Annotated in this window: 11 protein-coding genes and 4 pseudogenes; 4 read left to right on the top strand and 11 right to left on the bottom strand. The window is 65.2% G+C overall.

The genetic code is table 11. The features are described 5' to 3' along the window. Nucleotides 1-225: 225 nt before the first annotated feature. On the bottom strand, nucleotides 226-558 hold the full coding sequence (locus M5I08_RS24240; RefSeq protein ID WP_219068235.1) for a YnfA family protein: 333 nt from the start codon (nucleotides 556-558) through the stop codon (nucleotides 226-228). Between the two features lie 217 nt (nucleotides 559-775). Then, nucleotides 776-1,159 carry an ArsR/SmtB family transcription factor gene (locus M5I08_RS24235; protein ID WP_219068236.1) on the bottom strand — a complete coding sequence of 128 codons (384 nt, stop codon included), beginning with the start codon at nucleotides 1,157-1,159 and terminating at the stop codon, nucleotides 776-778. A 395-nt stretch (nucleotides 1,160-1,554) separates the two neighbouring features. Between M5I08_RS24235 and M5I08_RS26420 the strand changes: the two genes are divergently transcribed. Together M5I08_RS26420 and M5I08_RS26415 are read left to right on the top strand one after the other, a co-directional pair. Continuing rightward, nucleotides 1,555-2,802 carry a PPE family protein gene (locus tag M5I08_RS26420; protein ID WP_219068237.1) on the top strand — a complete coding sequence of 416 codons (1,248 nt, stop codon included), beginning with the start codon at nucleotides 1,555-1,557 and terminating at the stop codon, nucleotides 2,800-2,802. Nucleotides 2,803-2,901: 99 nt separating this feature from the next. Next, on the top strand, nucleotides 2,902-4,185 hold the full coding sequence (locus M5I08_RS26415; protein ID WP_219068238.1) for a PPE family protein: 1,284 nt from the start codon (nucleotides 2,902-2,904) through the stop codon (nucleotides 4,183-4,185). Between the two features lie 104 nt (nucleotides 4,186-4,289). Here M5I08_RS26415 and M5I08_RS27170 read toward each other — a convergent pair. Then, nucleotides 4,290-4,394, bottom strand: a pseudogene (locus M5I08_RS27170) (transposase); the annotation flags it as partial. 167 nt (nucleotides 4,395-4,561) lie between these two features. Between M5I08_RS27170 and arsM the strand changes: the two are divergent. Further along, on the top strand, nucleotides 4,562-5,350 hold the full coding sequence (gene arsM / locus M5I08_RS24205) for an arsenite methyltransferase (RefSeq protein ID WP_219068239.1): 789 nt from the start codon (nucleotides 4,562-4,564) through the stop codon (nucleotides 5,348-5,350). 160 nt (nucleotides 5,351-5,510) lie between these two features. Here arsM and M5I08_RS27380 read toward each other — a convergent pair. Then, a pseudogene (locus M5I08_RS27380) lies at nucleotides 5,511-5,783 on the bottom strand (transposase); the annotation flags it as partial. Nucleotides 5,784-5,809: 26 nt separating this feature from the next. On the opposite strand from M5I08_RS27380, the gene M5I08_RS24195 reads away from it, so the two are divergent. After that, nucleotides 5,810-6,469, top strand: a complete 660-nt coding sequence (locus tag M5I08_RS24195; RefSeq protein ID WP_249763003.1) for a S8 family serine peptidase — start codon at nucleotides 5,810-5,812, stop codon at nucleotides 6,467-6,469. A 1,112-nt stretch (nucleotides 6,470-7,581) separates the two neighbouring features. Here the strand turns inward: M5I08_RS24195 and M5I08_RS24190 are convergent. The 7 genes and pseudogenes from M5I08_RS24190 to M5I08_RS24160 all read right to left on the bottom strand — a co-directional run bounded on the left by M5I08_RS24190 (nucleotide 7,582) and on the right by M5I08_RS24160 (nucleotide 12,162). After that, on the bottom strand, nucleotides 7,582-7,971 hold the full coding sequence (locus M5I08_RS24190; protein ID WP_219068241.1) for a type II toxin-antitoxin system VapC family toxin: 390 nt from the start codon (nucleotides 7,969-7,971) through the stop codon (nucleotides 7,582-7,584). Then, nucleotides 7,968-8,207 (bottom strand): type II toxin-antitoxin system Phd/YefM family antitoxin, encoded by a 240-nt coding sequence (locus M5I08_RS24185; protein ID WP_219068242.1) that lies wholly within the window; start codon nucleotides 8,205-8,207, stop codon nucleotides 7,968-7,970. The genes M5I08_RS24190 and M5I08_RS24185 overlap by 4 nt, the downstream gene beginning before the upstream one ends. A gap of 174 nt (nucleotides 8,208-8,381) precedes the next feature. Further along, nucleotides 8,382-8,630 (bottom strand): annotated as a pseudogene (locus M5I08_RS24180) (sugar phosphate isomerase family); the annotation flags it as partial. Nucleotides 8,631-8,680: 50 nt separating this feature from the next. After that, nucleotides 8,681-9,340 (bottom strand): annotated as a pseudogene (locus tag M5I08_RS24175) (3-oxoacid CoA-transferase subunit A). Then, nucleotides 9,340-9,579 carry a carboxymuconolactone decarboxylase family protein gene (locus tag M5I08_RS24170; RefSeq protein ID WP_249763002.1) on the bottom strand — a complete coding sequence of 80 codons (240 nt, stop codon included), beginning with the start codon at nucleotides 9,577-9,579 and terminating at the stop codon, nucleotides 9,340-9,342. The pseudogene M5I08_RS24175 and the gene M5I08_RS24170 overlap by 1 nt, the downstream one beginning before the upstream one ends. A gap of 108 nt (nucleotides 9,580-9,687) precedes the next feature. Further along, nucleotides 9,688-10,497, bottom strand: coding sequence for a DUF1906 domain-containing protein (locus M5I08_RS24165; RefSeq protein WP_219068243.1), 810 nt, complete (start codon nucleotides 10,495-10,497; stop codon nucleotides 9,688-9,690). A gap of 639 nt (nucleotides 10,498-11,136) precedes the next feature. Beyond that, nucleotides 11,137-12,162, bottom strand: a complete 1,026-nt coding sequence (locus M5I08_RS24160) for a fused (3R)-hydroxyacyl-ACP dehydratase subunits HadA/HadB (RefSeq protein ID WP_219068244.1) — start codon at nucleotides 12,160-12,162, stop codon at nucleotides 11,137-11,139. Between the last annotated feature and the right edge of the window lie 24 nt (nucleotides 12,163-12,186).

The following is a 12,186-nucleotide window of genomic DNA, read 5'->3' as shown; positions in this document are numbered from 1 at the left end:
AATGTGGACCAAAGGGCGCTCGCGGCTAGCGGAAAGTTGTCGCGCCGCAACGACCATGGTGAAGGCAGATACCTCGTCTCGCGCCGAGACTAAAGGGGCAAAGCCGTCGGCAGATCGACGTGCCGGATCCGGGGCGCGGCGTTCGGAGCTACCTGGCAGACCGCGAGTTTGTGCTGCCCGAAGGGCCACCGCCGACGGGCGAAGCCCCGGCTGCGGCGTAGCTCACTAGTGGGCGCGAGGGGCGTACATGATCACGGAAACGCCAGCCAGGCAGACCAGCGCGCCGATCACATCCCAGCGGTCGGGCCGGAATCCGTCAAGGGCCATGCCCCACGCCAGCGAGCCAGCGACGAATACACCGCCGTAGGCGGCCAGGATCCGGCCGAAATGGGTGTCGGGCTGCAGGGTGGCGACGAACCCGTAGATTCCTAGCGCGACGACGCCGAGTCCCGCCCAGAGCCAACCACGTTGCTCGCGGACGCCTTGCCAGACAAGCCAGGCACCGCCGATTTCAGCGACCGCAGCCAGGACGAATAGCACAATTGAACGCGCCACCATGACTGCTGACCCTATCTAAATCTAAGGAGACGCGGCCGAGCGTCGGGCCGTCCCAGTTGCGGTTGATTGCAAAGACTCACGGACTCGTCGGCGGAGCATTCACCGCTGCCGCCTCGGATGCCTCAGATAAAACGACGGCGGACATCGATGCTGCGAGTGACCCCCCATATGGACAAGTCTGCTGTCCAGCCGGAGGCGGCGACGGCTGCTGAGGATGTCAGTGGCGGCGCGTACCGGCAAGCACCTCACCGAGTACATCCAGGGTGGCGAGCACCACCCGGTAGTAGGCCCACTTGCCGCGTTGTGTTCGTTCCAGCAGGCCTGCCTCGACCAGGGTCTTGAGGTGGTGCGACACCGTCGGCTGGGACAGCCCGACCGGCGCGGTCAGCTCGCACACGCACGCCTCCGCACCCTCGTGGCCCGCGATCAGCGACACCAGCCGCAGCCGCGTCGGTTCGGCCAACGCCTTGAGCACGCCGGCCAGCCGCTCGGCGGCCGCCGCGTCCAGCACGCCGTCGGTGATCGGGCTGCGGCACGCAGCAAGGTCGGCCACCGGCCGCGAGTCGCCGCGTTCGGTGAGGGACGTGGTTGTGGCGGGCATGGCCCCAGTATGACACACATTGACAGTCGTCGATTAGTCGTGCACACTGCACCCATAGACATCCGCCGATGGGAGGAGTGGGTCGGATGACCGCCAACGCAACGAGCTGCGCGATCAGGTCCGGGCCAGCGACGTCCTGACCGCCGCGAGTTGCTGCGGGTCTTCACCCGAGTCAAGGACCTCGCCGGCAGACTCACCAACTGACAGCAAGACACAGTTCTACAGATAAGCCCGTTCCCCACGGTCCAACCCGAAACCGAAAACCCATGAGACACAGTCGGACACGCGATAAGGGCCTCGGCATGAACCCATAGCGTCCACGGCCGCTGGCAGACCCATGAGCTGTCTCCTTCCGTCGCGATCCGGTCGGCCGGCGGGAATCTGCTGAAGCGACTGTGGTTACGGGCCACCCGTGGAAAGACAACAAATGCCCGACCAACACCAGAAAAGAACTGCTGATGGACATGGACTATGGGGCGTTACCGCCAGAGATCAACTCCGGGCGCATGTATTCCGGTCCCGGGCCGGGGTCGCTGCTGACCGCTGCGGCAGCTTGGGACCAGCTGCCCAGCGAGTTGAACATCACGGCGAGCAGTTACAGGTCGGTGATCTCGAGGTTGGTCGGCGGAGCGTGGACAGGCCCGTCCGCGGCGGCGATGGCGGCGCCCGCCCACACGTATGTGGCGTGGTTGCACACCACCGCCAGCCAAGCCGAGCAGACGGCCAGCCAAACCAAGGCCGCGGTAAGTGCTTATTCGGCGGCGCTGACAGCCACGGTCCCGCCGCCGGTGATCGCGGCCAACCGGACGTTCTTGACGCAACTGATCCAATCCAACTTTTTCGGACAGAACGCCCCGGCCATCGGCACGGTCGAGGCCCACTACGCCGAAATGTGGGCCCAGGACGCCGCCGCGATGTATGGCTACGCCACCTCATCGGCGGCCGCATCGACTCTGACGCCGTTCACCAATCCGCCGCAAACGACCAACCCGGGCTGGCAGGCCACCCAGGCCGCCTCGGTCGCCCAAGTCGCCGGCACATCCGCGGGCGCGCATGCACAGTCGACGGTCTCGCAGCTACTGGGCTCGCTCACACCGGGGCTGGGGTCACCGGGCACGACGGGCGCTTCCGGCTTGACGAGCGTGTCATCGACGTCGGGGGAGCTAGCGAATATCGCCGCTCTGCCCGTGGAGGGTTTCGCCAACGGCGTCGGCTCCTACAGCTCTGCCGCCGACCTCATCAGCAATATCAACAATGGGATGGGCTTGGCCACATTCGCGGCGCAAAACCCCGGCAAACTCGTCGAGGCGCTCAGCCCGCCGTTTCTAGGGCCGGCGTCTTCGTTGGGCATGAGTGGCCGCGCGGGGGTGTCGGCGGGCCTGGGCCAGGCGATCCAAATCGGAGCGGTGTCGGTGCCGCAGGGCTGGGCGATGCCGACGTCGGCGATCACCCCGGTCGCCATGACATTGCCGATCGGCAGCGGGAGCGCGGCAGCCGCGGCCCTCATCGACGGGATCCCGGGCAGCGCCTTCGGTGAAACCATGCTCGGGACGCTGGCCGGGCGCGGCCTCGGCGCCGTCACGGCCCGCAACGTCGTCTCCCGCAACCGCAAGGTGGTGCCCCAGTCGCCGGCCGTCGGCTGACGACCCTGCGGGGCGGCGCGATGCCCTCGCCGACTGGCGGTCCCTGCAGGACAGGCCAAATCATCACCCGAAACGCTTAACTCGGGAAAGAGACGACAGATGGATTTCGCGTTGCTGCCGCCGGAGGTCAACTCTGGGCGCATGTACGCCGGCCCCGGGTCGGGGCCGATGCTGGCCGCCGCGGCAGCCTGGGACGCGTTGTCCGTCGAATTGGAGTCCGCCGCAAGCGGTTATTCCGCGGTGGTTTCCGGGCTGACCGGCCAGCAGTGGTCGGGCCCGGCATCGGCGGCAATGGCGACCGCGGCCGCACCCTATGTAGCGTGGTTGCAGACCGCCGCCGTTCGGGCGGAGCAGACCGCCACGCAGGCCAGGGAAGCCGCGGCCGCCTACGAGGCGGCATTCGCGATGACGGTCCCTCCGCCGGTGATCGCAGCCAATCGGGCGCTGTTGATGGCGCTGATCGTGACCAACTTCTTCGGACAAAACACCCCGGCGATCGCGGCCGCCGAGGCGCATTACACCGAGATGTGGGCACAAGACGCCACCGCGATGTACGGCTATGCGAATGCTTCGTCGTCCGCCGGCACGCTCACCCCATTCGACGAGCCGTCGCAGACTACCAACCCGGCCGGTCTGAGCGCCCAAGCCGGCAGCGTTGTCCACGCCGCCGGCACCGTGACCAGCACCCAGGCCCACGACTTGTCACAGCTGACCTCGACGCTGCCCTCTGCGCTGCAGCAGCTGACCTCGCCGCTGGGTGTTCCGAGCACGACCACGACGGGTTCGACGAGTACATCGACAACACCCTCCTCCGTTTTGAGCAGCGTCAGTAGTTCGCTGGCTTTGCCTGACATCGTGGGCAGCCTAGGGTCTAACGTTTTCAACCTGGGAGTGGATACGTACACCGAAACGAGCGTCGGCGTCGGCTGGGGATTCCTGGAAAGCGGTGGGATAGCGGGCAACCTGAACTTGCAGTCGCTCGGGCCTTTTGACGCCTTGTCTGGTTTCGGCGGAACGACCGCCAGCCTGGGCGAAGCGGCATCACTGGGCAGGTTGTCGGTGCCGCTGGCCTGGGCGATGGGCGCCGCGGACGTCGAGCCGGTCGCAATCGCTCTGTCCGCTAGTGTCAGCGCCGCTCCGGCGGTCACCACGATGTCGCCAGGACTAGCGTTTCAGGAGGCACTGATGGGAACGATGACCGGGCGCAGCGCAATCAGCCCCGTGACCGACCACAAAAAGAACGACAACGACAGGAAAGACGACAAAGCCGCAGAGGACGAGAATCTGGACGAATCGTTCCGGCCCATCGGTACGCTGCTGTCAACCGGCAGCTGGTTGGCGTGCTCCTCGGCCTACAACGAGCGCCGGCGCGCCGGTGCCTAACGGCAGGCTCCTGTAGTGCCCCCAGCCGGCTTCCTCCGCCGACCCGCTGTCTTCGAAGCCGTGAGCCGTTGGCCATTAACATGCCAGCCCTGCAGTTAGAGAACCAGGCCAGCCAGCGGCTCGGGGGTGGGGAAACGAGCTCTGCAATCGCCTATCTCGGCGAGCAGCCGGACGGCGCGAACGGTGCCCGAGCGGGGCAAGGAGTTGAAGAAGCGTCGTGTTCGCGCAGCAAGGTCGGCCACCGGCCGCGAGTCGCCGCGTTCGGTGAGGGACGTGGTCGTGGCGGGCATGGCCCCAGTATGACACACATTGACAGCCATCGATTAGTCATGCACACTGAATCCATAGATATCCGTCGATGGAAGGAGTGGGTCGGATGACTACCGAACACAACGAGCTGCGCGATCAGGTCCGGGCGAGCTACGGCGCCGCCGCCACCGCGGCGCGTAGCGGTGACACCAACAGCGACGTGCTGACCGCCGCGAGCTGCTGCGGGTCAAGCGACTCGGCCGATGTTGGGATCATCTTCGGCGCCGGCCTCTACGGCACCGACGAGCATTCCGAGATTCCCGCCGAAGCGCTCGCGGCCAGCTTGGGCTGCGGTAACCCGACCGCGGTCGCCGACCTGCGCCCGGGCGAACGGGTGCTTGACTTGGGTTCCGGCGGCGGCATTGATGTGTTGTTGTCGGCGCGCCGGGTCGGCCCACAGGGGTTCGCCTACGGCGTTGACATGACCGACGAAATGCTCGCCCTGGCCGAGGAGAGCAAAGCCAAGGCTGGTGCCACCAACGTCGAGTTCCGCAAGGGCACCATCGAGGACATCCCGCTGCCCGACGCCGCCGTGGACGTGGTGATCTCCAATTGTGTGATCAACCTGTCGGCCGACAAACCGGCCGTGCTCGCCGAGATGTTCCGCGTCCTGGTCCCCGGCGGGCGGATCGGGATCTCCGACGTGGTCGCCGAAGACCAGCTCAGTGCGGCCGAGCGCGCCGAACGCGGCTCCTACGTCGGCTGCATCGCCGGAGCGCTGTCCCACCAGGAATACCTCGACGGGCTGGCCGCAGCCGGATTCACCGATGCCACCGTCACGTTCACCCACGAAGTCGCCCAAGGAATGCACGGCGCGATCATCCGCGCGGCTAAACCGACCACGTCCTCCGACTGAGGCAGCCGCACAGAAAACACGATCGCGCCACCACGCCAGCACCGCTGCACGTTGACAGTTGCCAGCGAAACGGCCCGCCGCCGCGCACCGGGAGAGAAACCCATGAGTAGCCCTGTGTCAAGGTGCCGTTCGTGGTTCTTGGTTGAGGAGGGTCTGAAGGGTGGCCGATGGCTTGGGTGCGGTTGTACAGGTCGGTGGCCCAAAGGTTAGCTCGGCGTCTGTCGCCGGCGAAGTCACAGACGGCGTCTCGGCGCTGTTTGTCTGCCGCCCAACGGTATCCGACGTGTTTGACTTGGCCGGACTGGCGGGTAGAAGGGGCGACGTCTGCCAGGCCAGCCCCCGACTCGGGGGTGGGGAAACGAGGTCGGCAATCGCCTGTCTCGGCGAGCGGCCACCCGCCGCGAACGGTGCCCGAGCGGGGCAAGGAGTTGAAGAAGCGTCGTGTTCGGGGCCGGCAACATGAAACTCGAAGTACCGCGTCACAGGCCCCTCCGGCGCGGCCATCGCCGCAGGGGTGGCGAGTTGTGTCATACCTCCCATGGTGTTCTTGTCGTAATATCCGCTGGAAATCATGGCAAGCTCGCGCTAAGCCTGTTGGTGTCAACCGATCTCACGCGAGCGGTGGGAACTGACCGGCGTCAGATTCTGCTAGTAGCCATCGATCATCGACAGAATGAACAGAGGCTGCTTGCTCCGGCGGAAGCTGTCTATGCAATCATCGTGTGCGCCACTCACGACGACGGTACTGACGCAGTTGCGCAGGGCTACCTTGTCGACCGGGCGGACGGATGTCGGAGTATCAGCCTCGTGACAGCGACGGGAAGTGGATATCGCCGCAGCATCAAGCCGGACGTAATGGCTCACGGTGGCGGAGCGATCTGTGTCGGCGGTGCAACAGCACAGAAAGCGATCACGTTACGTGGCCTCTCGCCTCTTAGCCACGGGCTCAAGGTGGCGACTCCTGCAGGCCGCAATGAAACTCACGTAACAGGGACCAGTTTCGCTGCCGCATTGGTTGCGCGACAGGCCGCACGCCTCAATGATCTCATCGACGAAATCACGACAGGCCAAACGGATCGATGCAGCCCTCGCTTGGCTTACGCTAATCAACCAGCGTAGCCGCCAGTACCGTTGCGCGACTGCATGTTTCGTCACCCGGGTGGTGCTATCCGGAAGCTGGGTACGCCAGTCGGCCACCGATCGGCCGTAACCACTTGCGGCGCAGCAACCGTCCAGCACCAAACGCGGGACTGGAAAAGACGTTGCTTCGGGGCAAGGGAGCGATATGAACATTCGGGTGAAGTGCCACGAACAAGCTGGCGGCCCTCATGGTGGACGCGCCGTGGATTTTGCCACGTAGCAGTCTCACTGTGGGCAGCGCCGACTATCAACGTCGATGTCTACAGCCAAGTCCGTGACCAGGCTGCTGCGCGCTTGGCGGTACGACCTCAATGAAGCACTCGACCGGGCGTTAGCTTGCATTACCGCCCCTCTCTCCTAGGAAATGAAGCGCTTCGTGAGACGAACCGCCACGCTGCCATCGTGAGACAGATCGCAAAAGACCTGGTCAGCGTTTGCAGACAGATGCAGCTGAACTTGAGAACCTACAAGTGTTGTAGGTTCTCACGGAACGTGGCGGAACTTCACGAATCATGGCGGAGCGATGGCGGATCCGGCAATTTCGTGAGACCCGGCATGGACCTGTCGTCGCACCAGGACGGGTGAGCGGCGAGCAGTGGCGCTAAGCATAGCTGGGACGGCACGCCGCGGCCGTTATGCCTGCGCTGGACTCCGTGCGCAGTCATGCTTCGGCGCGCGGGACCGTCTGCGACGTACCCCGAAAACGTCACCCGGCGGTACCTGGTTGCGAGCGGTGAGAAGAACGGTCATCCCGCCGACGCCAGGAAATCGACCTGGCAGAGATCCACGATCAGCCCCTGTGGGAGGCGACTCCGCCCTCGCCTCGCGGATCGCCGCAGTTAACTGCGCAGCTGTCAGCGCGTCCACCTCACCGGCGACGGCCACCACCAGGTGGCCTACCGAACAATGCTCGACTTGCCAGCCTTCGGGAAGATCCGGAGTCGTCGCGCCGTCGGTAGCGCCAGGGTAGTGCCAGCTCATCGCTCCTCCATCGCAACCATTGTCCAGAGGAACCGGCGATGAAGTGTCCCGTCGGGCGAGAACCTCGAACGGCAGAAGACGACGATCCAGGCGAAGTGCCAGGTTGTAACTTACGCTCGCATGACAGCGGCGAGGCCGGCGTCGAGAATCTTCGCGTCGCGGGTCGCGATGGTGAGGTTGCGGCGCAGGGCCTGGGCAACGATCACGCGATCGAACGGATCCTTGTGTTCCCAGGGAAGTCGGCCGGCCAAAATTGCGTCGGGTGATTCGATAGGCAACTCGGTCGTGCTCATGTCTGAGACGATGTCGGTCCAGGCCGATAGGAGTGCCTCACCATCGAGACGACCGAGCCGGGTCTTGATGGCGATTTCCCACGCCGAGGCCGCCGTCACCCACAGGTTGGTATCTGAGTCGGCGATAATCGCCAGTGCGGAGGCATCAACATCGGAGGGGTTGCTCGCGAGCCATAGGAGTGTGTGGGTGTCCAGCAACACATTCACGAGTCACTACTTTCCCATCGAGCCAGCTCCGAGTCGGGCAGCGGATCGTCGAAGTCATTGGGCACGACAAGGTTTGGTAGCTGCCCGAACTTCCGCGGCGCAGGCTGCAAAGGCACGAGCTTGGCGACAGGGCGACCGTGATTCGTGATTGTGACGGTGGTGCCGGTGCGTTCAACCTCAGCCAACAGGGCATTGAGTCGATTCTTGGCCTCGGTGCTGGTCACGGTCGTCTCCACATCAGTAGGCTAGCAGTATCGCGCTATTTGCGCTAGCGTGAATAGCGCGATACTGGTGCCAGCATTGGGGATCGCACGCGGCCGAGCTGTGCGGTGCCACCCATAAGACGAGTGCAGCTGACAGGCTCCCTCCCTCTAAGCACTGTCGAAAGCCTTGCGCAGCAATACGATCCGGGCGTGGTGGAAGTAGGACGCCCCGACGGTCTCGGTGACGGGGACCTTCCCGGCGTTGGTCAGGTCGGGGTCGATGGCCTGGCCGGTCGCCTTGCCGCCCATGCCGCGCGTCCCGTTCTCGGTGTGCAGCACCACGCCGGCCGTCGGGTCGAGGTGGTCGGCGACGATGGTCGGCTGCCCGATGCCGAGGTTGACGTAGCCGGCAGGGATGTCTCGGGCGATGACGGCGGCGAGCTCGCGGCGGTTCATCGGTCCACGGTCGAGGTGTTCGACCGCCGGCCGAACGGGTGCGTGCAGGGTCACGATGCCACCTCCGAGTGGGTTGCCGCGGACAGGTCGAGGATGCGGTCGACGAAGATGCCTGGTGTCACCACGATCTCGGGATCGATGTCTCCGGCGGGGACGACGCGCGTGACTTCGGCGATGGTCAGCGCGGCGGCAGTGGCCATCACCGGTCCGAAGCTGCGGGCGGTCTTGCGGTACAACAGGTTTTCGGCGGTGTCACCGACGTGCGCGCCGATCAGAGCGACGTCACCGTGGATCGGCTATTCCAGGACGTAGTCGCGTCCGCCGACGGCGCGGGTCTCCTTGCCCTCGGCCAGCGGCGTGCCGACGCCGGTGGGGCAGAAGAACGCACCGACGCCCGCGCCGGCGGCTCTGATGCACTCGGCGAGGTTGCCTTGAGGCACCGTTTCGAGGCGGATCTTGCCGGCCCGGTAGAGCCCGTCGAACACGTAGGAGTCGGATTGCCGCGGGAATGAGCAGATCACCTCGTCGACCCGCCCGGCGGCCAGCGGGGCGGCCAGCCCAGTGCCCCCGTTGCCGGCGTTGTCGCTGACGATGGTCGGCCCGGTGGCGCCCTGATCGATCAGTGCGTCGATCAGCGCGGTGGGCATCCCGGCCATGCCGAACCCGCCGATCAGGGTGGCGGCGTCGTCGTGAATCACGGTGCGGCTCATCAGTTCTCCGCGTCGAGGTCGTCGAGCACCATTGAAGCGGTCCGGAGCGCTGTGTTGGCGTCGGGCACGCCGCAGTAGATGGCGGTCTGCATCAGGAGTTCTTTGATCTCGTCGTTGGTGGCAAGTTGTCGATGTACCCCCAACAATTCGCCCGCGCTTGGCCTTCGGCTGACGTCATCGCCTGAGTTGAGCCCGCAGGCCCGGTGAAAGGTCAGCGCCGCTTCACTGGACACATCCACCAGTCGACGCCTTCAGCGGACCACGCGCAGCGCTGGCGCGACAGCCATTTGACCCCGAATCATCCCGCTTACCGGTCCTGCCACGACCGTTTGGAGTGGTTTGCGACCTCACGGATGTAGGTTCCACTGGCCGCAATCGGGCGCCAGGACGTCGCTGACGTCGACTTCGAGCCCGCCGACCAACGGGCCTGGGTTCGACGCGGTGCTCACCACGCGCTGGTAGAGAACTGCGGCGGGGTCGATCTGGCCGCGAGACCAGGACCGGGTCTGCCAGGCCCACCTGTGGCCGGGCGTGCGCGAATTCCCGATCACGCCATCGGCGGTGGCCCACTGGCACACATCGATACCCCCGTAGACGCCGGTGCGCTGCACTCCAAGCACCGAGTTGATTCCGCGAAACCACTGCAGCGCGACGGTGTTCCAGGTGTCGCGGTTGATGTCGTCGTCAACGGTGAAGAAGATCGGTGCGCTTTGGCCGCCGCCGGCCGCGGTATGCAGCTCCCAGCCGGTGCGAGCGTCGGCGACGCCGCCGGCGAACCCGCGCGTGAAGTCCGATGGTGCTGTCCCGCCCGGCTTGCCGTATTGGTAGTTGCTGACGATCACCAGCCCGGCGGCGGTCAGCGACTCGGCGTAGGGCCGGGTGATCGGCTTGGCGCCAAACGACGAGCCGGGACGCGATAGCGAGACGTAATTGACGACACCGGAATACCCCGCAGCTCGGATTTGCTCCGCCGGAATCTGGCGCATGGCGAAGTCGATCAGTTGGGGAGTCGCGGCCCCCGCCATGGGGGCACCGGCATTTGCTGATGCCGCACCCAGCCCGGCCAACGCTGACACAGCGGTGGCGTAGCGCAGTGCGTCACGCCGGGAAACCTGGCGTGATCGCCGGAGGCCGACGATCCCCGACGGGTCCTGCATCGCGTGATGTTAACAGTGCGACTGCTGTTAACGGTGTAGGCCGCGCTGGCTGAGTCCAGTTCGGGTTCTGCGCCGTTTCATCGGCCGGCGGGGGTGTGGCAGGCAACCGGGTGTCGACGCACATGTGCTACCACGTAGCACATGAAGACGACTGGCGTGCGGGAGTTGCGGCAACACGCCAGCAAGGTACCTCGAAGAAGTAGCTGCCGGCGAATCGATCGAAATCACTGACCGAGGCCATCCCGTCGCGCGGCCGGCGCCAATCACGGGCGATCCCTGGGAAGACCTGATTAGCGCTGGTGAAGTTGTCAAGGCGGTTTGTCGGATGAGCATCGAGGACATCAAACCTGCGGCATACTTGCATAGCGCCTCTGAAACCCTTGAGCGACTGCGGAGCGATGAGCGGTAGCTCGATGCGAATCTACTTAGACACCTCTGCATTGGTCAAACTCGTTGTCGCTGGAGATGAATCGCAGTCGCTGAAGTCCTTTCTCAGCGCCCAGGGCGAGGACACCTTGTACTCACCGCCGTGTTCCAGGGGGTCGGGCGCGCCGTGCCGTTCCAGGACGTCGATGTGTTGCGGCACTTCGACCTGCTCACGTATTGCCCACGGCAGCAAGGTGATCGGAACACATGGTGTCAGCGGAAACGGACGTTCACCGTCGCGAGGCCGAAGATCTTCCGGCCAGCGGACTTCGCGCTGACGATGACGACGCCGCTGCGGGTTGCCGGGTCCAGCGACTTGATCCGGCCACTGAACTCGATGTCTGCGCCCTCGGTGGCCGACACGATCGCGGGCGCCGACAGCCGCACCGCATAGCGGGTAACCGCACCGGGGTCGCCCGACCATGCGGAGGCGAATCCGGCGCCCAAACCCATGGTGAGCATTCCGTGGGCAATCACATCAGGCAGCCCGGCCAGGTTGGCGATGCCCTCGTCCCAGTGGATGGGGTTAGCGTCACCGGCCACGCCGGCGTAGTTCACCAAATCGCCGCGGGACAGGCGGGCGTGACGGGTCGGTAGCTCGTCGCCGACTTTCACGTTATCGAACGACGGCGTCCCGGGCGTGCGGGTCGTGCCTTCGCGGGCGATGTGAACCTCGCTGTCCGGGCGCACCGTCTTGTGGTACTCGGATTCGCCGATTCCGAAGATGTCCACGTCATGCATCATCGTGTTCTGCACGGCGGTTTTGATCGCCGGGTCGAGATCCTCGGAGGTGACGCCGACGACGGTGGTGTGCAGGGTGTGCACCCGCTCGCCGGCTGCGTCGGTGAAGGTGTTGGTCACGGTGATCAAGTCTCTGCCGGCAATGCTGCGCACCGACGTGAATTCGACGTCGATGTGCAGCTCGTCGCCCGCCACGATCGGGCGGTGCTGCTCGAAAACTTCTTCGGTCTGCATGTAGGTGTCGTAGCCGACGACGACATGTTCGAACATGTGACGATTGCACGTCATGCCGGGGGTCGACGTGAACGTCAGCGGCGCCACCAGGTCCGAATATCCCAGCTCCGCGGCGGCGGCGACGTCCCAATGCGCGGGGTGATAGTCCTGCACCGCACGGGCGTATTCGCGTAGCTTCTCCCGGCCGACCAGGTATGTGCCGTCCATCTGGTAGTAATGGCCGACCCGCGATTCGATTGTCGACGTTTCTATTGCTGCGGTCATTGAAGCGCTCATCTTTCCTGTCAG

This window comes from Candidatus Mycobacterium methanotrophicum (genome assembly GCF_023515995.1).
Taxonomy (GTDB): domain Bacteria; phylum Actinomycetota; class Actinomycetes; order Mycobacteriales; family Mycobacteriaceae; genus Mycobacterium; species Mycobacterium methanotrophicum.
This window is presented reverse-complemented; position numbering and strand designations above follow the sequence as displayed.

Excerpts from the sequence above, each read along its gene's own strand:
- M5I08_RS24240 (WP_219068235.1), bottom strand. The coding sequence starts at position 558 with ATGGTGGCGCGTTCAATTGTGCTATTCGTCCTGGCTGCGGTCGCTGAA.
- M5I08_RS24235 (WP_219068236.1), bottom strand. The coding sequence starts at position 1,159 with ATGCCCGCCACAACCACGTCCCTCACCGAACGCGGCGACTCGCGGCCG.
- M5I08_RS26415 (WP_219068238.1), top strand. The coding sequence starts at position 2,902 with ATGGATTTCGCGTTGCTGCCGCCGGAGGTCAACTCTGGGCGCATGTAC.
- arsM (WP_219068239.1), top strand. The coding sequence starts at position 4,562 with ATGACTACCGAACACAACGAGCTGCGCGATCAGGTCCGGGCGAGCTAC.
- M5I08_RS24195 (WP_249763003.1), top strand. The coding sequence starts at position 5,810 with ATGAAACTCGAAGTACCGCGTCACAGGCCCCTCCGGCGCGGCCATCGC.
- M5I08_RS24165 (WP_219068243.1), bottom strand. The coding sequence starts at position 10,497 with ATGCAGGACCCGTCGGGGATCGTCGGCCTCCGGCGATCACGCCAGGTT.
- M5I08_RS24160 (WP_219068244.1), bottom strand. The coding sequence starts at position 12,162 with ATGACCGCAGCAATAGAAACGTCGACAATCGAATCGCGGGTCGGCCAT.